This is a genomic window from Paenibacillus sp. 1-18 (assembly GCF_000520755.1).
Classification (GTDB): Bacteria; Bacillota; Bacilli; order Paenibacillales; family Paenibacillaceae; genus Paenibacillus; species Paenibacillus brasilensis.
In genome coordinates this window covers 1-23,901 of record NZ_ASSB01000174.1, presented here as the reverse complement: position 1 = coordinate 23,901, position 23,901 = coordinate 1, and the positions used below count along the sequence as shown (strand labels likewise).

Below are 23,901 nucleotides of genomic sequence, written 5' to 3'. Positions count from 1 at the left end.
CGGTCATTTCTGCCCGAGCGGCGGTCTCCACCCTGACGCTCAGCCGTATCGGGAGCAGGTCTGCGCTGCCCGCCGCCCTCACTGCTGGTGAATGTGACACCAGCAACCTTCTGGATGTTCCGAAGTTCTGGAACATCCCTTGGCGTGGCGAGCGTCACCGCCACACCTTTGCCTCCGGCACGGCCGGTCCGCCCGATGCGGTGGATATAGCTTTCGGCATCCTGCGGCATATCATAGTTGAAGACATGTGTAACGCCTTCTACATCCAGGCCACGTGCAGCGACATCAGTCGCTACGAGCAATTGGAGTTTCGCTTCACGAAACGCCTTCATTACCTGCTCACGCTTATTCTGGGACAAATCTCCGTGAAGCTCTCCGCTTGCGAAGCCCATCTCCTGCAGCTCCTCGTTCAGCTTGGCAGCACGGCGCTTCGTACGGCAGAAAATAACTGCCAAATACGGGCGGTCCGTATTCAGCATGTCCACCAATGCCTGTTGCTTGCCCCGGTCTGTTGTTTGCACAACCACCTGACGGATTTGACTCACCGGAACGGAGGAAGCGGATTTTACTTTGACATCTATCGGTTCGTTCATATAGACACGAGCCAGCTTGCGGATACCGGCCGGCATCGTTGCGGAGAAGAGCATCGTTTGTCTCCGATAAGGGACCTCCTGAAGAATCGTCTCTACATCGTTCAAAAAGCCCATGTGCAGCATTTGATCAGCTTCATCCAGCACCAGCATTTTAACACCGCCCAAATCCAGTGTGCCACGTCTCAGATGATCCAGTAGCCGCCCGGGTGTGCCGATAATCAGTTGCGCGCCGCCTTTCAATTTACGGAGCTGGCGCTCTACATCCTGTCCTCCGTAGACAGCCAGTAATGACAGCTTCGGCTCTATCGCAGCCAATCGTTTCGCTTCCTCCGTAATCTGGAGTGCCAGCTCACGCGTAGGCGCAATTACAAGCGCCTGCGGATGACGCTTTTCCAAATTCATTTTTTGCAAAATCGGCAGTAAAAACGCAAGCGTTTTACCTGTTCCTGTATGTGCCTCAGCAATAACATCCTGATCTTGCATCAACAGCGGAATAGATTCCTGCTGTACCGGAGTGGGAGCTGTAATTCCCTGCTCTTTCAAGACGTCTACCCAATGCTGCTCTACGCCTAATGCTGCAAAATTTTTCAAGTGATATTCACTTCCCTTATCTGTATTCAATATGTGTCACGTAAAATAGGTTTCATGTGCCATATGACATCTATCGTTCCATAGTTCAGAATTCCCATTTTTGTATCGGTGCTCATTCTCCCCTTTTCAGGAAGGGAGCTTGTCCGTTATTGTTGAATCTGTTCCTGTAACCAACATACGGCCGCAAGGCGGCTCAGGCCGTTCCATTTATGACTTTCCTAGTATACGCGAAGTTGAACAGGTTTCCAAACGATTTTAATGAACATTGTAAAAGATGAATTCAATCTCCATGTCATGTGGTTAACAACCTGCATTATAATTTCATAATGACCGGTTCCTTGTCGGAGAAGCACACTTTGTTTGCCGAAGAGTGCTTTACTAACCTGTTCGATTGTTTTGAAACGCTCCTGAATATATCAGGAATTCGCAATACCCGTGTGTCTGTCTATCAAGCTGGTGCGAAAAAAGCCAAACACGGTAAAATTCGCTGGGACAAGCAAGAGCTGCTCCGCATTGTAACCGATGATGAATTGATTCCGCTGATGCTAGCTATCGAGGCTCCCAGTATCAAATCATCCTATAACAAAGGGATAACGCCGGAAGTGTACATTCTTTTGTCCAATGACCCCATATGCCAATCTTCTAATAATTGCGGCATGCTCGTTTCAATCCGTCAGGACGTTTATGAAAATATCGACCAAGCAATCGTCGAGGACGTTATGATGAAGCTGAGCCAGTGGTTAAAGGCACACAAGCTGCTACACAGCCCGCGTAACTTTTATGCTGGCAGTAAAGCACGCGCTATTATGGATATTCTTCCATTTATGCTTGAACAGGATACCCCGGATATGAAGTATGTTTTTCAATCGTGGACTCCGTTCCCTTTACCACACACTTAAACTATCCGTCATACTATTAACCCTAAGGAGGCTGCAATTTATGCAAATTCAAGTTCACAACGTTGAAAAAAAAGAAAACGAATATCTCATTCATTATCAAGCCGGGGGAGCTCTGCCGTTCGTTCCGCATGATATTGTTCTGATCCATGGCAAACAGTATTTTATAGGCACGATTTTGAAAGTAGAGCCGGAACAGGCCCTTGTCCGTATTAATCCGGAATATGAAGACCAACTGGCAGGGTCCATCGGACTGGAACTGGCTTTCTCTCCAACTGTTTCTATTCAAGGTGCAGACAGCATTGTCGAAAAGCTTGGCTATTTCCCTCCCTTTCATTATGACCGAATTACGGCTGCTAATATGACGAAAGACCAGATTACGCTGACGATTGAGCTATCCTACGCTAGCGTGCTTGTCCCTAAATCACCGGATCTGGAACCTTCGGCTGAGGCACCTGTAATCCCTGAAGCTCCAGCAAAAGACGTCCCGCGCTATGCAGTGACTTTTACATTTCTGGAAACCAAAGAGCACGTATTAACTCCTGTAGAAACAGACAACATCATCTTGCAGCTTGATTTCCGCTATGAAGAGGCAGACATGGTCGTTGATATCGATGCCTTGTCGGGACTGTCAGGTAGCTTTCTGTGCAGAAGTATCCGCGCAGAGATTAAGGAACTGAATGAATAAACAGGAGGCTCGCGAGCTGTTACGTTGTCATTCTTTTATTCACGATGATCTGGATCATCCCAAAATGAAAAACGGATTTCTAGGGATGCTCCGTCCCTTCCAGGGAGAACTGATTGAGGATAATTTCCATGAGCTGATGACTATCATTGAAGTTCTGGCAGATGAGTTGGAGAAATCATCCGTAGAACGGGAGCTGATTGCCGCTCTGTGGGGGATTTGCCAATATACACGGGCATGGGCATTGTATCCTGATAGTATGCTGCAGCGAAACAATCTGCTGACCGTAGAGCAGATCAACACCCTCGACGATTGGATTGATACGATCTCCTACGCGGTTATGGTGCTGCTGGAGGGTGGCGGACCGGAAGAAGCTTTATCGAGCTACAGACATGAGAGTTGATCCGTAGTGATACATATATCTTAGTCAAGGAGGCTGCTTTTGCACTGCTTCGCCCACATAAAAGCATGCCTTTCGCACAACATGCTCTGAAGCAATTATTGCAACATGAGGAACTCGGCGCATCTAGCAAACGAGAGCTGTCCACATAATCGGCAACCAAAGGAGAATCACTCTACTCATGCGTGTAAGAATATTTATATTCATATTGATTATCGGAATTATATGTGTGCCTGCCTATTTTATTATGAGCAGCTTTGGGTTATTTCAAAATGAAAAGGTACTTGTACATTACAAGCTTGCCGTTGAGGTAAAGAATAAAAAGTATGATGCCTGGCCTTTAATCAGTAGCTATACCGCTATAGATAAAAGAGGGGACAGTCGTCAGCTCTACTACCAGGCGGAGGGCTCAGGTTTAGAGTATCTGTTCCAGCTAGCCTATGGACAATATGAGCTCCGACCCTCCAAGGAAAATCCTTTTCTGAACGGGGGAGTCCACTACACCATGGACCATCCTGAGTATGTACGTGAGGAAAAGCAGTATGAGAATGCTAACGACTACACGGAATTAACCCATTATTACAATCAGCAGGAACAGATCATTTATACCTATAATCCCGAAGCCAAGCTCGATAAAACATACGTCCGTTCCATCATCACTGCTGGGATGACTCGCACAACAGGTAATTCAAGCCGTCCGGTTAAGGATGACTATATCAATATCAGCAAGCTTTTTAAGGATAAGTTGGGAGTAAATGTGAAGGTCGAAGTGGATGAGGACAACAAAATCGTCACCCTATCCATGACATGATTTCACATACGATGTACCGCTGCGTTGTTTCATTTCCAAAAAAGAGATTGATGGTTTACTAGGATCAAGGAGGCTGGTTGTTGATGTCATTCGCAATTGAATCAGGGCTTTCGCCTGCCCAGATCGCAGCATTGGAGGAACAGATACAGCGTATATTGCCCGCTGGTTACAAACGTTTCCTTTCACAATATAACGGATTTTATGTAGCGGCCCCTTTTTATTGCAATGTGCCCTTCGATCGTGTAGATAACGGAGACATTGATTTGACTTGTTTTTTCGGATATAAGGTATCCAACAAAAATCATGACCTTCTAGCGATTAATGATGAATTTCTGGATGAAATCAATCATGTCGAGAGCGCTTTGTTGATTGGTGCAGATGCGGGCGATAATTTTTACGTTCTGATATGTAATGAGTACACCCCGTATGTGTACTACTGGGACCGCACACATCTTCATGCTTATGATGACAACCTGTATTATGATATTGCAGAGCAGGACGAATGTGGACATTTGTATCTGGTGGCAACAGACTTTACAACGTTTTTTAATCAGGTAATTGAACGACTCAACGAGCAGAAAGGGAGGCCTACTGATGACAGAAATACATAATGCTAAATGGGGACCCGCTTATTTGGAGGGTTGGGTTATACCCGAGAACCGGGAGGCAAGGGTCGAGCAGGAGTGGACAGGTACGCTTCGTTCACAGGCCGGACATACGAAATTCCACATTTTTTATTACGGAGAACTTATGGACGAGCTGATCACTGGAACTGAATTTGCACCCCAGCTCATTATTGCAGAAGATGCAGTCACAGGTGAACAGATCGTGATTTTTGACGGAACCCGTCATGGTTACGATGCTCTGCTATGCGAAGTGTATACCAAGGAACAGCAGAACAATCGCACTCCCCTGCTGCCCTATCTGGACGAAGACGGTGAAGATACCTTCGAGGTAAGCTTGACCGCTTTTTATAATGTGGATTGGGATGACGAATTTGCAGACGATGTGGATGAGAATGGACAGCTAGAGCTGATCAACGGCGAACGATGCAATTTTGAAGATGCGAAGCGGAACGGCTATGATGCGATCAGCATTACGATTACCAGCGCTAAAGGTCTAAAAACAGAGATCATTCAGGAAGAGCTGGCCTGACGATGGTGTTTAAAAGAATCAAGCATCGGGAAGGCGATATTTTTGTTATCCCCCTGCATGACGGCCGATTTGCGGTATGTCAGGTGATCTGCGCACTGTATGGTAGATTCAAAAAAGCGTTGGTACAGCAATATTTAGCCCAATATGAAGACCACTAGCAGAAGAATAGCAGCGCAGCGCTAATAACCACCTTGAAGTTTGAGTGCCAAGGTGGTTATTTGACCTGTTAAAAAGGCTCGAATGAATAAGGAAATGGTGTACGATCTGTGCCCAATACCGACTTTACGCGCTCTTCATCCACCAACGCTTCGACGAGGCTATACAAATCCGAGGCTGCATACCGAAAATTGCCCCATGTGCGTAGATTTAAAGCATAGATTGGGAATTCCCCCCGTTCATCAGGCGATTGAATATCCCAAATTAGCAGGTCATTCTCTTCACTGGAAGCGAAGGGAACCGCATGCTCCAAAAGTTCGGGAAAACCATCTGGCTCCAGCGCTGCTTCTTGTAAAACCTCTTCCGATTCCAGTACATCATCAAACCAGGCTCGCCAGTCATGATAACGATGAAGCCATGAATCCGGGTGATCGCCAAGAGGAATATGAATGTTCCATAAGCCGCATAGTCGCCCGTAACCAAGAGTTTTGACATAATATATATAAGAAGGCGGAAAACCCATACCATTTTCAAAACGATGTTCTATTAGAAAAGCCTCATCATAATAAGCCTGAAACTGCGGACGTTGCAGCCCTGTAAAAATGCTCATGTTCACCCTCTCCTTTTGCACGTCCTATTCACCTTTTCACCCTTCGGTGCATTGAAAAGGCCATTTTCAAGTGTTAATGTTGTTAAGGAATATTATAACATATGATATATAAAAAGTGCGTTTTTACGATCTTTCCGAAAAGGAGGAACGAATATGGAGCAAAAACGCTTCAAAGATGAACATGGATATAAATATGACTTTGCCGCCGTGATCCGGAGAGGAGAACAGGTAGCTGTTCTCTGTCCCCGTTGTCAGGGCCAAGCTTTTATTTCCAGATCCAAAAAAGAATGTTATTACGTCGTTCGATGCTCTCATTGTTACTACACGTATCAGCAGCCAGAATCTTATACATTCTATGCACGCGGCGTATGCAACCATTGCGAGCGGTATTTTAATATCGAAATCCATGATGACCGAACGAAACTCCATAAAAATACGAATATAAACTGTCCGCACTGTGAGACACGCAATCAGGTTCCGGTGCATCGTGTGCAATCACGCGAATGGCATACGGACGTGATCCAAAACGGAAAAGACCTATTTTCCAGCTCCAGCTGTACTTCCTTGATTACTATCGGGGTAAACCTGTCTGGGCTCTTAATCGGATACACCTGAATTACTTGCTCTCCTATATCTCTGCCGAGTTGCGGGAAAAGCCTACATCCGGTATGATGCGTACGGCTTCCCATTCCATTCCCAAGTACATTAAGGATGCGAAGAATCGCCAGGCCATCTTAAAGATATTACAAAAGCTACAGCATAAGCCAGCGGCTAAGAGAGGAGCCTCCATACATGAGCATACAAACTTTTGACAGCCTTGAAGCACTGGTCCAAGCCGTTGACCAAACAGAAATCAATGAATGGGTATTTACCAATCTGAAACATGTTCAAAGTAATCCGCTCAATTCTACCTATTACATCATTCCCGAGGAAGAATTGTGGAAACTGGAGGATGCCGGTCTCACCGTCATCAATCATCGTGATGAAAGTATACCTGCATTTCTACCAGACCATCAGGTGCAATCTTGGCTGGAGGTGGCGATTGTACAGGATGTTATTGAAGTGTTACGCCACAGCGGAAACGAGCCGGATATTGAACGCATTGCGCAGGGACTGCGATATTACCATGAATATGATGCTTTTATGGAATAAGCGTTTCCAGCAGCTCTTTTACCTCAGGGACAGCCTGCTTCAGGCTGTTTTTTAGTTTCTTCGCGCCACCCCATATACGATAAACAAGCACCTCTTGTTCGTAGTCCTCCAGCTTCTCAAGCTCCTCCACCAGTACCTGTGCCTGCTCTACGGTTTCGATTCCGGATGACTTCAGGGGTTTGGCAGACTCGTTGCTTGCCAGTAGAATCCTCGTCCAAACGGGGATCGTGTCAGGTGTTAGCCCATGCGCTTCGGCAAAAACAGCCGCGTAACCGTCCTGTACGGACTGATGTTCACTGTCCACCAGCTTCATATAACGATTCACTAATGAGAAATAGTTCGTTCCTTTAAGTCCCAGTCCCATCACCGCATAAGTTCCCGACATCGCCGACTTTTCTCCGGGCTCTACATCGTTATACCACTTAAACTCTTCCATCACGACCTCAGCATATTCAGCCAGCAACGGATACAGCGCAGGGTATTCAAGTGCATTGGCGAAGAAACGATGTAACGTAGATTTAGCCAACTTGGGTACAGGCAGGTAGTTTTTTACCTTGCTTTTGAACTTCATCCGATATTCCTTGGTAAAGCCCTTCCTTAAAATATCGCATAAATATACGAGCGCTTCTCTATAGCTTTCTTCTTCCTCTGAACGAATCTGAACCTCCAGCGTTTGCAAAATATCATTGGCTTGGCAGATGACTCGCTCGCTTGTATGTAACGCTGGGATGCTCCCTGATCCGCTCTCAAGCCACACGGAAGCCTGCTCCGAGCCTAGCTGTGCAGCGATCTCCAAATATTTCTGCCGTGCATCGGCATCCGTCGAACCCACCCGCATCGCGGTAAGCAGGAACATCTCCATGGCTGGCGCGGGAATTTCCGAAGGGAGAATATCGGGCTTCGTCGTATATTCCAGCCCGTAGTTTTTTTTCCGATCTGCATATTTGTCCAAAAATTCATCCTCAGCCCAATGCTTTAAGCCACTACTGAGCTGATACCTCCATGCTTCCTCACGCTTGCAGCTGACCTTCACTTTGGCATCCATTCGATTCAGCAGCTCATTCATCCGCTGGGCGTTTACAGGATACAAATGAGGATCAAGCAAGTGCCTTACTAAGAAAAAATCGTCCTCTTCCTTCGGCACAGCTTTACTGGAGGGGTCGAGCTTCTGCTCTACAAAATGTTGGATAGTAGCTAACAGTTGCTGCCGCTTATCTTCGTTCAGGAGCGAGAATGTAAAATGACTAGCCTTATTCTCCAAGACCACTTCCAGATGAAAATCCAGCCGATAACGAAAGAACATGGAACTGAATTCTTCCGAATTAAATAGCGCCTCTATCCGTTCCCTAAACACAGGCATCCATTCGTCCTGAACCTGCTGCAGTGTTACCTCCTCCATAAAACCATAAATTTCCATATCTGATCTACGATGATCCCAATCAAATGGTTCGTAGGTATCCACCCACAGCCCATCCTTCTTACATGTTACTTTTAAGTATTCATGAATCCCTTCGTGAAGGACACTTTTGATTTGGAATTCGGCGATGCGCTTTTGCTCAGAAGCGTACGCCTCATCAATCGCCTCAAAAATTGGATCTATGTAGGCTTGTACCCCTGATGTTGTCATAAGATGTGTTCCTCCTTCGTCCCCTCACAAATTGTAGTTCCTATGGAATTAAGATAGACTAATCTATAACTATTTTATTTCCTAATTATAGCATATCTCTCATTTACTTTTGATCTCTATCCCTATAGATAGAGTGCCGGAAAGCAGGTGTATCCTAAATGTATTGGGTTTCCACACAACATACGACGGTGGCTACCGATGAACTGACAACTTTTGAACATACCTATGGATTAACTTTCCCCCCTCCCTATGTAGCATTCCTCACCCGCTACGGGCCGGGCACCTATTGCGGCCTGCTAATGATTGAAATACCTGATCCTCAATTATTGCAATCCTATGCGGATTACGAACTGTGGACGCATGATGATAACTGCCCAATTACAGCGCAGCAGCTGGGTGAGTGCGTGGTCATTGGCAGCTCCATAGATGGTGACTTCCTAGCGATTCACCCTCAGGTCGAAGGCTTGCTGTGGCTACCACGACACTCGGAGATCATTACTACGAAGACTTTAGATGTTCAAGTCCCATTCACAGAAACACTGGAACATATTTTACGGGATGAATTCGGAAAGATGGAACCATTTCCCCGTTATTTCGAACCTGTCAGCCCAGACAAAGCCGCTACATTCCTACTGTTTAGTCCCCTGGATACGACCGATGCCTACAACCCAGCCCATCCGAACGAGCAAGCCCTGGATTTCGCTCCGGCATCCATACAAGTATTGGCTCAGCGGTTTAAACAGCATTTTACCTCAAATTTATGGATCGAAAATGAGCATATCTGCATGGCTTTTCTTCAGATTCTTGGCGGATACGTGCGTTTTAACTATGCATATGGACGCGAAGTCGCGATCATTTATGAACCCAAAGCGATAGCACTTCGTGATGAAATTCTAGCATTCTTGCAAAAAGAGCATTGCCGGGTCGTAGAGTAAGAGGAGGACGAATACGAATGACCGTACATTTTGCACAAATCTTAGAAAAACTGGATCAAATCGTTGATCGTCTGAGACAAAGTGGGATGCCTGATGTGGTATACCAATGGACGGAGGGGATTTCTACAGGTGAACTAACTGAGCTGGAGGAACGGCTACAGATGCCTTTGCCTGCCTCCCTGTCTGAATTAATTAAGCGGTGTGGCAGCTTAAATTTGCTATGGTGCCTCCCCCAACACTGTATTGTAGCCGATGGATCAGAGTGTTCATGTGAAAACAGCAATGACCTTGAACAAGAGCAGAGTATCCTAGACGATAGTACAGGGGAATTTGGCTGGAATCATGAGTATATTGGCTATTTTACATCCTATGGGGAGGACACCGACTCAGCAGCGGACGAGCAACGATATCTGATCCTTAATTATAATGGTGCGGGTGATCCGATACTGCTTGATATAGCGACATCCGCTACTGAGCCAGCGGTGTTCTGCTATCATCACGAGTTGGACCAGTTCACGCTGCTTGCGGAAAATCTACCTGCCTATATAGACACCATGCTCAACTTGCACGGGCTATGGCTATGGGATTGGTTTAAGGTAACCGATGAGCATGGCATTCAGCTAAACAGCCCACCACTGCAACTCTGGCTACGCTGGTTGAACATGTTTTGCACGATGAAGCTGGAGGATACGCAGTCGTTGGAGACGCTGATCCATTACACCACCATGCATGGCGCAGATCATCCTGCTGTGTTGCAGGCTTTTCAAGCCTATGATCCAAAGGATATTTTTCTTGCCTGGGAGCAGCACTGGCAGAACATTCAACATAGCCAGGTTCCATTCTCTACATGGGCTGTTTGGGTAGGGGAGACCGCGGGGATTGGGGCTGCTGATTGGGTCCGCTCCTTGTGGGAACCGGACACCGCGCAAGCATGGACATCTTTAGCGCAAAACAATACCCTACATGCTAAGGGTGCATTTGTGTCCACACGTGCCTATCTGAGCGCCCGTTGCCTACCCGAGCAGGAAGGCTTGGGATGTGTTTGCAATCACCTGCTACAGGATTCGGCCGCAGAAGACAAATTAGAAGGATACACCGCTAATGGGCAGCTACAGCATTTTCGTTCACCACAGATCATTAACTGGATGCGGGATAAGGTCAATCATCCGGTGGATGGCTGGGCAATACTTTTCGCTCACTCCCGTCCTACAGCTGAGCAGTTGATTGAATGGCTGTCCGATAGCGAGCTTCATCAGAAAATTGCAACGGAGGCGCTGGATCTCATGATTCATCGGGATCTTCTTCCCGCTCTGGAAGCAGACGCTTGGGCCAATATCTCAGATCTGCTTCTTGCTTCTTTGCAGCTCGTTATGCTCAAAAAAGATAAACGTCGCATTGAAGCCGTGCTTAAGCAGCTTTCAGACTTGGAACTTTGTTAATTTTTCGGAATGGTCGTATGCGGGTTCGCATGTACAGTGATGCAAGGTAAGGAAAGTTAGCCGCTGCGTCAGCGGCTTAACCCCCTGAGGAAAGTATCTATAGTGAATGCGATCAATTCATCATTGGATTTTGCCATAGGAAGTTCAAAATTCAGGAGCAAAGAAGTCAATCCATGCAGCATACTCCATACGGATCTGGCGATCAGACGCTCATCTCCCTGAATGATACAGCCCTCCTCCATAGCGGCTTTGAGCCCGCCTTCAAGCAGCTCGAAGCCTTTAAAGCGCCCACTGTCAAATAGGCTGACCAAGCTTACGGATTCCAGGTTGCTGATAAACAGGATGTTGTAATATTCCGGGTTAGCCGTTCCAAAACGGACATAAGCATCAGACACCGTTTTCAGCATGTCCAAGGCATTCAAGCCCGCTGCCCTTCCTTCTTGCTCGCGCTGCTGAAGAGCCTGGAGGAACAAAGTATTTCCTTCCAGCAGCAGTTCACGGACAACGGCTTCTTTATTGGCAAAATAATGATATATCGTCGTTGGTGAATATTCGATTTGATCCGCAATCTTGCGCATAGAGACCTCGGCATACCCTTGGTTCAGGAAAAGCGACCGGGCAGCCTCGATAATTTTGCGGCGGATCTCATTGCTTTCACGTTCTCGGCGTTTGATATGCTTCATGAGTAGATATACTTGCCCTTTCTGCCTGCCCCAATTTGGCGGCGATACGTTCAGCTTCCATTATACCCGAGTTCATAGCCCCTTGAAACCCGCCTCCAGGCTGTGTCCAGGCCCCTACCAATGACAAACAATCGACAACGGATTTGTGCTTTAGTCTTTTCATACCGGACTGCCGGACCGTTTGTGCGTAACCATAGACAGCTCCGCCGGGATTGGCGGTATAGCGCTGCATCGTCCGCGGTGTACCCAGCTCGGCCACCACTACTTTGCTGCCAAAGCCCGGGTACAGCTGTTCAAGGCGCTCCAATATCTGCTGTGTTACGCTTTCCTTTTGGGCTTTATATTCGCGACGTGCTGCAGGCCAGTTCTCCAATCTGTCCAAAAATGTAACTGCAATAACGCCTTTACCCGGTTCATTAAGCGTGGGGTCCATGGCGTTATAATTGGTGAGCATCCAGTTGCCTTTGGTATATTGGCCGCTCATCATGACTTCGTAATCTGTCTCCGAATCCGGTACATCATACAGAATTAAGTCTTCTTCGGTAATGCCAAGCTCATGAGGCTCGCATGACAATCCGAGATACAATTGGGTGAGCGATGTGCCGGTCTCCAGCCTGCTGACAGCCTCCAGCTCACGACCGGCAGCAGCATGGTTCTCCAGCAGACGGCCATAGGTATGATGAGGACTAATACCGGACACAACCCAATCGGCTTCATATGCAGCCCCTTTTTTCAGACGGACACCAACTGCTTTGCCGCCTTCGACTACAATCTCAGATACCTGACTACGCAGGTGAACTTCTCCACCGGCTAACTGGATTGAGGCAACCAGCGCATTGGATAAAGCCTGTGCGCCTCCCTGAATGTAATAGGTCCCCTCCAGATGATAGCTGATCCAGGGAATGAAAAAGTACAATGCTGCAAGCCGCTTGGGAGGCAAGCCATAGTAGGGCCAAAGTGCCGTGAAAAATTCCGTAAATCGGTCAGACAGCCCAAACTGACGTACAGCCTCCCATGTGGTCATTTGTGTCCAGCGGAAAAACGTTCCTGCTTTGAGCAGCCCAGCTGCCTTGCGCCACGAGCTGGATGAAGGAGAAGAAAAGGCGGAGAAGCCTGCCCTAAAACGACGAATGCCCGCAAACAGTTTTTCGATGGCTGCCTGCTCAGCAGGGAACATGTCTTGGAGCAGCTGCACATATTCCTGCACATTGGATGGGATATCAATGATCTGCCCTTCCCAGCGAATAGAATAAGGGTGCTTTTTGCGGAGAGGTACAATTCGCTGGTCCGCATTGCAGCCCTTTAGCAGTTGTCCGAAGCTTCCTTCTTCAAGTCCACCTACACCATGCAGAGATACATCAAACGTATAACCCTTTCTTGTAAATTCAGTTGCGTAACCACCCGCCAGAGTATGACTCTCAAAAACAGCGGTCCGGTAACCGAGCGCGGAGAGTCTTGCGGCACAGGACAAGCCACCCAGACCTGCGCCGATGACGATAACATCATATTTACCCATGATTTCATCCTCCTATGTTAACATCGTTATGTAAATTAACAGTGTTAAGTTAAGTGGATTATATACCAGCATTGTTACGATTGGAAAGCCCTATTTTTTGGGTTTGCCTCCTGGGATAATCATCAAAATAAAAGTGAATTAGCTATTATTACAGCTGCAAAAGTTGAATTAATATAAAAAAAACATCCAAAGTTGTAGCGCTTTCACTTGTCAGATTCAAATGAAGATGCTAAAAAACGACATCCGATTAATAGCTGGATGTCGTCTTCTTGTATTTATGAAATTTGTTTATTCTACTTCCCCTTACCCAACTCTTAAAAAATTAATTCACTTTACCGCCCTCTACGACCAATTGATCTGTAAAGCCTGCTCCGTAAACAGGGGTCAGTGTGTTCTTATAGGCTTGATGCACAAAGTTTTCCTTGCCCAGTGTAGCCAGCTCATTGTTGATCCAGTCCAACAGCTCCTTATTACCCCTTGCTACTGCGGGTGCAATCGTATCTTGACCGCCAAAGGACGGGATGGTTACCGTGAAGCCGGGGTTGGCCTTAGCCCAAGCGATCAGCTCTGTATTATCATTGGCAATCGCAGCACCGCGTTTGTCTTTTAGGGCTGAGAAGATTTCCGTGTATTGATCGAATTTGAGTAGCTTGATGTCAGGATAATTTTTCGTAAAATAGGTTTCAGCCGTCGTTCCCTTGGCGACAATCAGCTTCTGATCCGAATTCTTTAATTGGTCAATCGTGGTGATTGGAGCGCTGTCGGGTGACACAATGCCAAAGGATAATTTCATATACGGGTTAGCAAAATCGACCTTTTCTTTACGCTCATCCGTTACAGTAAAGTTAGCCATGATGATATCTACCTTGTTGGATTCCAAATAGGCGACCCGGCTGGCAGCATCCACCAGTACAAATTCCACCTTGGACTCGTCACCCAAGAGATCTTTGGCAAACCGCTTCGCAATATACACGTCAAAGCCTTGATTCTTCCCTTCCGAATCTACGTAGCCAAAGGGCGGCTTATCCGCGAATACACCGATTCGAATCTTGCCATTCTTTTTAATGTCCTCAATTGAAGCAAATTTAGCCGAACCTGACCCGCCGTTGGTATTGCCGCTTCCTGCACATCCCGCCAAGCCGACGAGCAGCAAGCTCAAAGCCAGTAATAACGTCGTGAATTTCATTCCTTTTCTCATCTCTATTCATCCCCTTTATATCGTTTCGTACTGAAATATATCCAGAAAGTGCTGGGCACGCTCTGTTTCCGGTCGGGTGAAAAATTGTTGTGGCGTAGTCATTTCACATATCTGTCCTTGATCCATAAAAACGATACGGTCTCCTACCGACTTGGCAAAGCCCATTTCGTGCGTCACGATAATCATGGTCATTCCCTGTTGTGCCAGCTCTCGCATGACATCCAGCACCTCTCTGACCATTTCCGGGTCCAAGGATGCGGTGACCTCGTCAAAGAGCATAATCTCAGGATTCATACACAGGGCGCGCACAATTGCAATCCGTTGCTTTTGCCCGCCTGATAATTGTCTCGGATACGCATCCTTGCGATCCAGCAGACCCACGCGCTCCAATAGCTGCTCTGCTTGCTTGAGTACTTCCTGTTTGTTTCTCCGCTGCACTTTAAGCGGGCCGAGCAAAATATTTTCCAAGACCGTCATATGCGGAAACAGCTCATAGTTCTGGAACACCATTCCGATATGCTGTCGCACCTCACGCCAATTCACTTTGTTATCGGTCAGATCCTGTCCTCTATAACGGATGTTCCCGCCCTGGACTGGCTCCAGACCATTAAGACATCGAAGGAGCGTGCTTTTTCCACATCCCGAAGGACCGAGGACAACCACGACTTCCCCTTTCCTTACGTCCAGATTAATCTGCTGCAACACTTGCCGGTCTCCGAAGCTTTTGTGCAGCCCTCGGATTTCCAGCAAAACCTCCACAGCCTCTCCCATGACACCCACTCCATCCTGCTAATTTTGCCATCTGCGTTCAAATCTTTTGGAAAGTCTGGATAACGGATAGCATACGAGAAAATACAATATGAAAATAAAGCCGTACACCCAAAAGGATGCCGAAGGCGCTTTGATCACACCCAGCTCAATAATCTGCTGCCCGACCTTGACCACTTCCACTACACCGATCAGTACCACTAATGACGTTGTTTTGATCATCCGTGTCGCCAGATTAATAGAGCCTGGAAGCATTCGGCGCACTGCCTGGGGAATGAGCACATGACGGTATAATTGTCCATATGTCAGTCCCAGCGCCTGCCCGGATTCCACCTGATGCTTGGGCAGTGATTCCAGCGCACCACGAACGATGTCACCAATCTCCGCCGCTCCCCACAGGCTGAATACGATAATTGCTGTCAATTCCCCGCTGATATTTACGTCCAGCAAAGGAGTAAATCCAAAATACACGACATACAACCACACCAAAATCGGAATAATGCGAAATGTCTCCAAATAGAATCTCAGCACAAGCCGAATCGGCCTTGATTTCAAGGTGCGCAGCAACCCCATCAAAATGCCTAATAGAGTACCGATCATAATTGAAATAAACGCAATCTCCAGCGTAATGAGCAATCCCCCTAATAGACGCTCAAAATTCGAACCTTCAAAAAGCACATTAATCCCCGAACTCAGCATACCGCACCTTCCTTTCCACCCACGTCAGCAGCATCGACAATGGTAAAAGCAGGACGAGATATGCCAGTACCAGCAGAATCAGCGATTCTGACGTTTTGTAGTACATGCCGATCAGGTCTTTTGCCACATTCATCAGGTCTAATAAAGCAATAGCGCCGACAATGGAGGTCTCCTTGAGCAGAAAAATCGCATTCGCTCCCAAGGACGGAACGCTGATGGCAAAAGCCTGTGGCAAAATAACATATCTCGCCAGTTGTATCTTAGACAGTCCGAGACTCAGCCCGGATTCCGTCTGGGTCTTGCTGACCGCTTCAATTCCACCACGGAACGCCTCGGCCATATACCCCCCGCCCAAAAAGGTCATGCCCACAATGGCACACGTCATTTCGCTCATATGCAGACCTATTTTCGTAAATCCGTAATACAGGAAGTATAGCTGTACAAGCAGAGGTGTGTTTCGGGAAAGCTCAATGTAGGCTACGATGATGCCACTGATTCCCCTCACTTTGTAATACAGTACTATGCTGCACAGCAAACCGACGACTAGTGAAAACAGAATGGCCCAAAAAGCGATCTTCAATGTCAGCCACATGGCTTCTCCATATAACGGCAAGCTTTCTACAATAAACTCCCAGTCTAAGTTCATATGTACATACCTTTCAATTTTCAATTATTCCTATGTATTTGCTTTGCTTAATAACAATGATTGTATTCCTACCTAATTATTCCGTCAATACTTTGATGAAAATTTGTTATATTTATCTATGATTGAAGAAGAAAATTGTTGCTTTATTTCAGAAATAAATAAAAAAAACCTAAAATGGATCAATTCCATTTCAGGCTTTAATTAATGCTATACGATTCATCACACGAGCGGCTCCATAACCAAGGGACCGCCGAGTTTCTCTACAATCAAACGGCTTTCCTCATTGAGCCCCCGCAGCGTGATGGATTTACCGGAGTTCCTGTATTTTTGCAGCACCTTGCCAATAGCAGTCACCGCCGAGTGATCCCAAACATGTGAATGACTAAAGTCCACCACGACACGCTTCGGATCATCCGCAGGTTTAAAATGATCGACAAAATGAGTTGTTGAAGCGAAAAACATAGGACCTGCAACATGGTACACTTTCTCCTCGTTATCCTCTGTTGCACTGATGCGGATTTTAGCCATTTTCCAGCCAAAATGCAATGCACTCAGCAGGACGCCCGAGATCACGCCCTTGGACAAATCATGCGTAGCCACCACGATGATAACCGTCATAACCATAATAAACGTGTCTGCCTTGGGTACCTTGGCGATATTTCGGAGTGCATTCCAGTCCACGGTCCCGATACACACCATGAACATGACACCCACCAATGCGCCCATCGGCACTTCCTTCACAACCCCGCCAAGCACTAATAGCAAAAAGGCCAAAAATACCCCTGCCGTAAAGGTGGACAAACGTCCTCTTGCACCCGAGCTGACATTAATGACCGATTGCCCGATCATCGCACAACCGCCCATACCACCAAAAAAACCATTTATAAAGTTAGCAATCCCTTGCCCTCGGGCTTCCTGGTTTTTATCGCTTTTTGTTTCGGTCATTTCATCCAGAATACTGGCTGTTAGCAGCGATTCCAGCAATCCGACCACTGCCATCGTAAAGGAATACGGCAGTAAAATCCATAAAGTATGCCACGACCACTCAATTTGAGGCAAATGGAAGGAAGGCAGCGAGCTGGTTAGCGTCCCGATATCTCCTACGGTTTTCACATTCAATCCGAATACATACGTAATGATCGTCATGATGATAATGGCAGTCAATGGAGCAGGAATGATTTTCGTAAATTTTGGTAAAATATACACAATCAGCAGCGTACCCGCTACCATCGCATACATGATCCAGTTCGCTCCATGAAAATGGGTAAGCTGCGCCATAAAAACAAGGATCGCCAGTGCATTCACAAACCCGGTCATGACCGGCTGCGAAATAAAGCTTATAAAGCGGCCTATTTTCAAAACACCCAGCAGCACTTGGATGATCCCTGCCAAAATGGTAGCTGCAAACAGATATTCCACGCCATAATCCTTCACCAAGCTAACGACCAGTACCGCTACCGCCCCGGTTGCTGCCGAGATCATCGCCGGGCGTCCGCCTGCAAAGGAAATGACTATGGCCATCGAGATGGAGGCATATAGTCCGACCATGGGATTGACACCCGCAATGATTGAGAAGGCAATGGCCTCCGGAATCAGCGCCAGTGCAACGGTCATGCCTGCAAGTATATCGGCTCGAATATTACCGAACCATTGTTGTCTAAGATTCATACCGTCTTGTTCCAGCCTCCTATATTTACGGAGAGCAGCATATTGACCCGCAACCCGATGTCATTCGGGCATCCGTCCAGCGGCCAATCGCAATGGCTCTCCTTCATTCAGCTCGTCTCTCTCAAACGAACCCGTCCGTTACATTCAGTCCATCATTATAACGTAAGGGATTCGCAGAAACGAATTGGGTAAAAGGCTGTTTACAGAAGGAAATCCTCGATTTTCTTAAAATATCAACCGTTTTCTTCATGTAGTTCGTTTTCTTATATTTTAAATTTTCGCAATTCCTAAGACTCTGACCTGTTAAAGTTTATCACCTTAACCTCATATTCAGACTCGGCAAACTGCAAATCTTGATCCGCCGTAACCAGCACCAATCTGTTTATAATAGCTGTCGCAAGAATCAAAGCATCCGGGGTCTTAAGCCTTCTTGCAAACTTATCCTTTTGTTCTCTTCTGATACGACCCGCTTTAACTGCAATCTCTGAATCAACTGCTATAAAATACCCCGCCAAGAAAAGGTATCATATCTAAGTCAGTATCTGTGGACAACCCAGCTATAAACTCGGACTGAGTTATAACAGAAAAGAAAATATTCTCTTTATCTTTTTCAGCTTGTCGTATTACTTTATCCAAGGATGTATCAAGTCTATGAAGGGCAATAGCTGCATTCGTATCAAATAAATACCCATCTAATCCCAATCCTCCCTGGATTGCTTAACACTCTCTTCGATCTCAAGCAACTGCTCCTTGCTTAGGCTGCCTCGAGAATTCAAGACAGCTTGCAACCCTTTCGGCAACGGAGACTCTAAATCAATAACCTCAGTCTCCCCTTGTTTATTTTCTATAGTAACCTTTGATGGCTCAAACCCAATATCACGAAGGAGACTTAGGAGGCGTATACGATGTATATCCGTTAATTTTTTTGCCATTAGAAACACTCCTTAGCAAAGAATAGATTCCGGTCATAGCTCGGTTGATTTGTTGTTTTCTTATATTTAAAATTTTCGCAATTCCCGCACCAGCTCAGATAAGGCTTCATCTGTATCAGGTTCGGAATTGTGCCGGAGCATATTTTCAAAGTCAGGGAGAGCTTGCTTTAACAGCTGATAGCTATAATCATAGTAGCTCCAAAAAGCCACTGGATCGTAGCCGCGTGCTTCCTCCTCTTCCCACTCCAGTTCATCTTCTTCGGGATCGTTGTTTTCAGGCCATAGATATTTTTCGTCCAATAGCATGGTCAGGGCTTCCACAGACTGCTGTGAATCGGCTTGTTCCTGTACCATCTCCAGTGTCCCAACAACTGCATGATACAATTCCAGCTCACTCAGCGTAATACGTTCCGGCCTTCTCGTCTGTATATTGCGCAATAAGAAAAGCAACACCCACGGCGTAACTTGCCATAATGTACCCTGATGCTCAATCAGATCAGCGATTGCCTTATACTCTCCGTCTAATATCATTTGCGGTAAATCCGTCCCCCTGCCATAACAAGTGGTCAGGCGGTGCCACGGCACATCTGTTATTTAGAGATGATGGATTGGAGTGGTATTGATCTTATAGGTATCCATGGCTCATGGCTCATCCTTTCCGGCAAGTATCTAAAATCTCCCTGATTTAAAGATAGAATACAATAAAAAGGCAACCATCAAGAGCGCTACGACAAAACCAATTTCAATCGCAGGCACATTCCATAGCATTGTCGCCTGATGGTTTAGCGATGAACCAATAATCAGTCCAACCATAATAATGCTGAACGCTAACAGTACAATGCTGAATGACAGGCGATTACTAATCTGATCCAGCCTGCGCAGGAGCATTTCCAGCTCTGGTACGGTGACCTCCAGCTTGAGCTTGCCCTTACTGATAATGGAGGCCAAGTGTCTCGCCTGTCCTGGCAGCTCCATGAGCGTCTCCACCAGTTCGGTCGCACCGCCCAGCAGCTTGCCCCGAATGCGGCGACCACTGAAGCGTTCCTTCAGCAGTTTGTTACCGAAAGGCTCCGCCAATGCGATAATGCTGAGATCGGGGTCAAGCAGTTGGGCGACCCCCTCCGATGTCAGTAACGCCTTGCCGAGCAGCAGGACATCCGACGGCAGACCGATTCGATGGCGCTGTGCTGCACCAAACAGGTCGTTCAGAGCATCGCCAATGCTGACCTGCGAGAAAGGAACGTCTGCATAATCTTCGCGTATCTTATCCAGATCGGCACGCAGCGCATTTAGATCGGTATTCGGTTCGACCAGGCCCAGTCGTTTGATGGCCCGGACCATGGCATCGGTGTTTTTGCGCATCAGCGCAATAATGAGAGAGGCGAGATGATCCCTCATCTCTTCACTGAGTCGCCCGGTCATGCCAAAATCGAGATAAGCGAGATTGCCATTTTTCAGGACAAGCAAATTCCCGGGATGAGGATCGGCATGAAAAAAGCCCTCTATAAAAATCTGATGCAGCATGCTGTTTACCAACTGCTGTGCCAGTTCTTTCAGGTTATATCCACGGCGTAACAACTCCTCGCGACTCCCCAAATGAGTTCCATCCAGAAACTCCATGGTCAGTATGCGGGAAGAGGTATGATCCCAATATATTTTTGGAATATAGATATGTGGGTCCTGCTCAAATTGGAGCGCAATCTTCTCTGTATTGCGGGCCTCATGGTTGTAGTCCAGCTCCTGAATGAGCGATTTCCCCAGCTCCTCCACCATTTGGCGAAGCTGATAACGCTCCACCCATTCCCAACGCTTGGCTGCCATATGGGTCAGTTCCCGCAAAATGTCCAAATCCCGTCGGATGATGCGGTTAACGCCTGGGCGCTGGATTTTAATAGCGACCATTTCACCACTGTGCAGCTTGCCCAAATGCACTTGTCCAATCGAAGCAGCAGCCAGCGGAACATCGTCAAAGCGAGCCAATATGTCCTCCAACGACGTGTCCAGCTCCTGCTCCAAAATGCCCCGCGCCATTTCAGGCGAAAAGGGCGGAACCTGATCCTGAAGCTTGACCAGCTCGCGGATTATAGGCTCCGGCAGCAGGTCGGCACGCGTGCTTGCCAACTGCCCAAGCTTGATAAATGCAGGCCCCAGGTCCTCCAGCACCAGTCGTATCCGTTCACCCAGCGTCTTGGACTCGGGAGCTTCTCTCGTCAGCCATTTGCGTGGTAGCGATAGCAGCTGGAACAGGCCCATTTCCTCCACCATATAGCCAAAGCCATGACGCGCCAGCGCCATGGCAATTTCCCGGTAACGACCGGCATGCTTCATACGAACTGCCATTTAATCCAGCCGATTCGCTTCTTCGGCATCGCTTGAACCCGTAAGCGCAGCCTTTTCTTTTTCCAGTTCTGCTACCTGTTTTTCCAATAATGCCACACGTTGCTCCAAACTTGCGACATCATTTTCGGTAGGTACTTCCAGCTCCTGCAAAATGCGGTTAACCTGCTCGCGGATCAGCGTTTTGAATTGGCCCTGTTCCTCTGCCCCCCGTTCAATCAGACGATCAATCAGTGCTTTGGATTCAGAGGGCGCAAGTTCTCCCCGGTTTACAAGATCCTCGACGGCTTTCTCCACCTTTTCTTTGCTGACAATAGTGAGGCCCCATCCCAATGAGATAGCTTTTTTGAACAAGTCGCTCATGATATATCCTCCCCTACCTGTGATTACCTATAGTATAACCTGAAAAGGGAAGCCGCATAAAGTTTGCAGCTCCCCTTCCCTAAGAATGGTATTTGTTATGTTTAACCCGGAAAGCGTCCGGCCCACTTGGCAGCCTGAAGCAACAGCTTGCGGTAGCCCTCGTGCTGGAAGCTTGGCTGATTATGTCCAGGCATCAAGTAGACGACCCGCCCCAAGCCATAGGACAATGACCATGCCGCAGGCCACCACTGGCCTTCATACTCGTATTCCATCAATAGTATTTTTTCAGTGAATGGATCAAAATCGAAACGATACGGCTCCTCCTGGATCTCGAACGGTTCAATTCCTTCCATGATTGGATGATCCGGCTCCGTTACCTTGAAGGAAAGTGGCGCCGCAGCCGGATGACGTAAGAAACGTGCTCCCATCAGCTGTGCAATTTCATACCGTCCTTGTAGTGTAATTCCATTATGCAATACCAGCAATCCGCCCCCGCCGCTGACGTAGGACAGCAGTCCTGCCGTTTGTTGAGGGGACAAAACCTCCTTGCGACTATCGCAGTACGAAATACATAGATCGAATGAGGCCAGATTTTCCTTGAGCAGCATTTTACGATTCTCGCTGCACTGTACCGTCATCCAGTCCTGTAAAATATGGCTAATCTCCTCGTCCACCCCTTGCAACGGGTGAAACTCCGGGTATGAATAATCTCCCAATAGCAATGCTTTTTTTCTGTCCATGCTAATCCTCCTTGCTTGACTTGTATATAAGGACTCTAAAGGCGTGCCCCGTGTCATTTATTTTTGTTTGTGTGGACAAATCGCTCTACAAATCCCGTTTGGCCCTCATCCATTTCACATAACAACGCCATCATTGTCCGAAGCTACAGCATATATAAATAATTCTACAGACCGCCTATGGAATCCTTTAGCAGAGGATTATAACATATACGTTCGCTCGGAATAAACTTATTTAAAAATTATAAATATGAACGCTGGCGATTCGGGCCGTTTATGGTATACTCGTAAGAAAAAAAGTGTGCCCACGCTTTCTTTTCAAAAAAAGGGAAGCTTTTTGTAAAATGTATGCTTGCGGTTATAGAATTGTTAAGCCTTGCCTCAACTTATATATTCTATAAATCTTAAAAACCGGGGAGGTTACATGAATGAAAAGGACTGGAATGACCCGGCCCTTGGACAGCTTGGGACGAATTGTGCTTCCTAAAGAGCTACGCATGACGATGGAGATTGACATCGGCGATCCATTAGAGTTTTTTATTGAAGACCAGACTCTCATGCTCCGTAAGTACAAATCAACCAATTGCGTCTTTTGTGGTGCGGTTGATACCAACACCTACTTTAAAGATCAGTTTATTTGCGATGAATGTGCAACCTCGATGAAAACGGATGATTTGCCTCCGGTCACGACGGCTGAAACCAATTCGCCTCCACTTAAGCAAAATATGCATATCAAAAAAATCTATCAGCGTACAGACGTTATTTTGGAGAGAATGAGAGAACTGATGGAGGAGCATCCTGCATCTTCACAAAAGCAACTCGCCTCCATGCTTGGCGTGAGCCAGGGAAGGATTTCCCAGCTAAAGAAGCTCATGTAAACCAGTCATCAAAAAAGCAATGTATGCGTTTCCACTAAATGTAAGGTACATCATATCCACGTAAAAAAGCCGGGCTCCTGAACCTAACGGAACCCGGCTTTTGTTGTTCACATGAAGCCGCTCGCTCAACTTACTGACCGTAAGCTCTGCATTTCTCCACCCAGCGTGCTGCAGCTTTGGGAAGAGAAGCGAGATGTATATGGGTATAGGCCGCCAAAAGGTTCCCTTGCGCGTAGCCCTCGCTCTGGAGTCCGCGCATCCCCTTAGCCTGATAGGCATAGGGGTAGGGGGTAGTCGATTCATCATAGGCCATCACTGAATAATGAAATTCATGGCCTCGAATCGTCTCTCCAGCCTCCAGCAACAGGCAATCCTGCAATGCAGTTGCTTCCCGGTATCCCAATGCAGCCCGCTTTTCCTGCATTC

At 47.0% G+C, this 23,901-nt stretch carries 29 protein-coding genes and 1 pseudogene; 12 read left to right on the top strand and 18 right to left on the bottom strand.

Features of this window, described 5'->3' with window-relative positions:
* On the bottom strand, window positions 1–1,184 hold a 1,184-nt coding region (locus L693_RS0110815), incomplete at its 3' end, for a DEAD/DEAH box helicase (RefSeq protein ID WP_025717261.1).
* A 356-nt stretch (window positions 1,185–1,540) separates the two neighbouring features.
* On the opposite strand from L693_RS0110815, the gene L693_RS0110810 reads away from it, so the two are divergent.
* From L693_RS0110810 to L693_RS29155, 7 genes are all read left to right on the top strand, one after another.
* Window positions 1,541–2,083, top strand: a complete 543-nt coding sequence (locus L693_RS0110810) for a hypothetical protein (RefSeq protein ID WP_231503612.1) — start codon at window positions 1,541–1,543, stop codon at window positions 2,081–2,083.
* Between the two features lie 40 nt (window positions 2,084–2,123).
* Window positions 2,124–2,768, top strand: coding sequence for an immunity 50 family protein (locus tag L693_RS0110805; protein ID WP_025717259.1), 645 nt, complete (start codon window positions 2,124–2,126; stop codon window positions 2,766–2,768).
* Window positions 2,761–3,168: a hypothetical protein gene (locus tag L693_RS0110800; protein ID WP_025717258.1), complete on the top strand. Its 408-nt coding sequence runs from the start codon at window positions 2,761–2,763 to the stop codon at window positions 3,166–3,168. Before L693_RS0110805 ends, L693_RS0110800 begins: the two co-directional genes overlap by 8 nt.
* Window positions 3,169–3,346: 178 nt before the next feature.
* Window positions 3,347–3,976 (top strand): hypothetical protein, encoded by a 630-nt coding sequence (locus tag L693_RS0110790; protein ID WP_025717257.1) that lies wholly within the window; start codon window positions 3,347–3,349, stop codon window positions 3,974–3,976.
* Between the two features lie 83 nt (window positions 3,977–4,059).
* Entirely contained in the window at window positions 4,060–4,587 is a 528-nt protein-coding gene (locus L693_RS0110785; protein WP_025717256.1) for an SMI1/KNR4 family protein, read from the top strand.
* Window positions 4,571–5,131, top strand: a complete 561-nt coding sequence (locus L693_RS0110780; protein WP_025717255.1) for a hypothetical protein — start codon at window positions 4,571–4,573, stop codon at window positions 5,129–5,131. The genes L693_RS0110785 and L693_RS0110780 overlap by 17 nt, the downstream gene beginning before the upstream one ends.
* Window positions 5,132–5,133: 2 nt before the next feature.
* Window positions 5,134–5,289, top strand: coding sequence for an Imm26 family immunity protein (locus L693_RS29155; RefSeq protein WP_231503611.1), 156 nt, complete (start codon window positions 5,134–5,136; stop codon window positions 5,287–5,289).
* Window positions 5,290–5,357: 68 nt separating this feature from the next.
* On the opposite strand, the gene L693_RS0110770 is transcribed toward L693_RS29155, so the two are convergent.
* On the bottom strand, window positions 5,358–5,897 hold the full coding sequence (locus tag L693_RS0110770) for a hypothetical protein (protein WP_025717254.1): 540 nt from the start codon (window positions 5,895–5,897) through the stop codon (window positions 5,358–5,360).
* 153 nt (window positions 5,898–6,050) lie between these two features.
* Between L693_RS0110770 and L693_RS0110765 the strand changes: the two genes are divergently transcribed.
* A complete protein-coding gene (locus tag L693_RS0110765) occupies window positions 6,051–6,512 on the top strand; it encodes a hypothetical protein (RefSeq protein ID WP_231503610.1) in 462 nt (153 codons plus the stop codon).
* 177 nt (window positions 6,513–6,689) lie between these two features.
* Complete coding sequence (locus tag L693_RS30560) at window positions 6,690–7,049, top strand: DUF7716 domain-containing protein (protein WP_197029877.1); 360 nt, start codon at window positions 6,690–6,692, stop codon at window positions 7,047–7,049.
* Here L693_RS30560 and L693_RS0110755 read toward each other — a convergent pair.
* The gene (locus L693_RS0110755) at window positions 7,039–8,676 is read right to left on the bottom strand and encodes a DUF6138 family protein (protein WP_025717253.1); all 1,638 of its coding nucleotides are present in this window, start codon (window positions 8,674–8,676) and stop codon (window positions 7,039–7,041) included. The genes L693_RS30560 and L693_RS0110755 overlap by 11 nt on opposite strands.
* 158 nt (window positions 8,677–8,834) lie before the next feature.
* On the opposite strand from L693_RS0110755, the gene L693_RS0110750 reads away from it, so the two are divergent.
* Complete coding sequence (locus L693_RS0110750; RefSeq protein WP_025717252.1) at window positions 8,835–9,611, top strand: SMI1/KNR4 family protein; 777 nt, start codon at window positions 8,835–8,837, stop codon at window positions 9,609–9,611.
* A gap of 17 nt (window positions 9,612–9,628) precedes the next feature.
* Entirely contained in the window at window positions 9,629–11,050 is a 1,422-nt protein-coding gene (locus L693_RS0110745; protein WP_025717251.1) for an SMI1/KNR4 family protein, read from the top strand.
* Between the two features lie 68 nt (window positions 11,051–11,118).
* On the opposite strand, the gene L693_RS0110740 is transcribed toward L693_RS0110745, so the two are convergent.
* From L693_RS0110740 to L693_RS0110680, 14 genes are all read right to left on the bottom strand, one after another.
* Complete coding sequence (locus tag L693_RS0110740) at window positions 11,119–11,733, bottom strand: TetR/AcrR family transcriptional regulator (protein ID WP_025717250.1); 615 nt, start codon at window positions 11,731–11,733, stop codon at window positions 11,119–11,121.
* Window positions 11,705–13,249 carry a phytoene desaturase family protein gene (locus tag L693_RS0110735; RefSeq protein WP_025717249.1) on the bottom strand — a complete coding sequence of 515 codons (1,545 nt, stop codon included), beginning with the start codon at window positions 13,247–13,249 and terminating at the stop codon, window positions 11,705–11,707. Before L693_RS0110735 ends, L693_RS0110740 begins: the two co-directional genes overlap by 29 nt.
* A 322-nt stretch (window positions 13,250–13,571) precedes the next feature.
* Window positions 13,572–14,447 carry a cysteine ABC transporter substrate-binding protein gene (locus tag L693_RS0110730; RefSeq protein WP_025717248.1) on the bottom strand — a complete coding sequence of 292 codons (876 nt, stop codon included), beginning with the start codon at window positions 14,445–14,447 and terminating at the stop codon, window positions 13,572–13,574.
* A 15-nt stretch (window positions 14,448–14,462) separates the two neighbouring features.
* On the bottom strand, window positions 14,463–15,218 hold the full coding sequence (locus L693_RS0110725) for an amino acid ABC transporter ATP-binding protein (RefSeq protein WP_025717247.1): 756 nt from the start codon (window positions 15,216–15,218) through the stop codon (window positions 14,463–14,465).
* Between the two features lie 18 nt (window positions 15,219–15,236).
* Window positions 15,237–15,914 (bottom strand): amino acid ABC transporter permease, encoded by a 678-nt coding sequence (locus L693_RS0110720; RefSeq protein WP_025717246.1) that lies wholly within the window; start codon window positions 15,912–15,914, stop codon window positions 15,237–15,239.
* Complete coding sequence (locus L693_RS0110715; RefSeq protein ID WP_025717245.1) at window positions 15,895–16,560, bottom strand: amino acid ABC transporter permease; 666 nt, start codon at window positions 16,558–16,560, stop codon at window positions 15,895–15,897. Before L693_RS0110715 ends, L693_RS0110720 begins: the two co-directional genes overlap by 20 nt.
* A gap of 219 nt (window positions 16,561–16,779) precedes the next feature.
* Window positions 16,780–18,228, bottom strand: coding sequence for a SulP family inorganic anion transporter (locus L693_RS0110710; protein ID WP_025717244.1), 1,449 nt, complete (start codon window positions 18,226–18,228; stop codon window positions 16,780–16,782).
* A 287-nt stretch (window positions 18,229–18,515) separates the two neighbouring features.
* Complete coding sequence (locus L693_RS31335; RefSeq protein WP_231503609.1) at window positions 18,516–18,743, bottom strand: PIN domain-containing protein; 228 nt, start codon at window positions 18,741–18,743, stop codon at window positions 18,516–18,518.
* Window positions 18,718–18,930 (bottom strand): PIN domain-containing protein, encoded by a 213-nt coding sequence (locus L693_RS31330; RefSeq protein WP_231503608.1) that lies wholly within the window; start codon window positions 18,928–18,930, stop codon window positions 18,718–18,720. The genes L693_RS31335 and L693_RS31330 overlap by 26 nt, the downstream gene beginning before the upstream one ends.
* A complete protein-coding gene (locus tag L693_RS0110700) occupies window positions 18,921–19,160 on the bottom strand; it encodes a hypothetical protein (protein WP_016822811.1) in 240 nt (79 codons plus the stop codon). Before L693_RS0110700 ends, L693_RS31330 begins: the two co-directional genes overlap by 10 nt.
* A 66-nt stretch (window positions 19,161–19,226) precedes the next feature.
* Complete coding sequence (locus tag L693_RS0110695; protein ID WP_231503613.1) at window positions 19,227–19,754, bottom strand: hypothetical protein; 528 nt, start codon at window positions 19,752–19,754, stop codon at window positions 19,227–19,229.
* A gap of 75 nt (window positions 19,755–19,829) precedes the next feature.
* Window positions 19,830–21,500 carry an ABC1 kinase family protein gene (locus tag L693_RS0110690; protein WP_025717243.1) on the bottom strand — a complete coding sequence of 557 codons (1,671 nt, stop codon included), beginning with the start codon at window positions 21,498–21,500 and terminating at the stop codon, window positions 19,830–19,832.
* On the bottom strand, window positions 21,501–21,860 hold the full coding sequence (locus tag L693_RS0110685) for a phasin family protein (protein WP_025717242.1): 360 nt from the start codon (window positions 21,858–21,860) through the stop codon (window positions 21,501–21,503).
* A 101-nt stretch (window positions 21,861–21,961) separates the two neighbouring features.
* Entirely contained in the window at window positions 21,962–22,600 is a 639-nt protein-coding gene (locus L693_RS0110680) for a ThuA domain-containing protein (RefSeq protein ID WP_025717241.1), read from the bottom strand.
* Between the two features lie 425 nt (window positions 22,601–23,025).
* Between L693_RS0110680 and L693_RS0110675 the strand changes: the two genes are divergently transcribed.
* A complete protein-coding gene (locus tag L693_RS0110675; RefSeq protein WP_025717240.1) occupies window positions 23,026–23,475 on the top strand; it encodes an AbrB/MazE/SpoVT family DNA-binding domain-containing protein in 450 nt (149 codons plus the stop codon).
* Between the two features lie 130 nt (window positions 23,476–23,605).
* Here the strand turns inward: L693_RS0110675 and L693_RS27985 are convergent.
* A pseudogene (locus L693_RS27985) lies at window positions 23,606–23,901 on the bottom strand (cobyrinate a,c-diamide synthase); the annotation flags it as partial.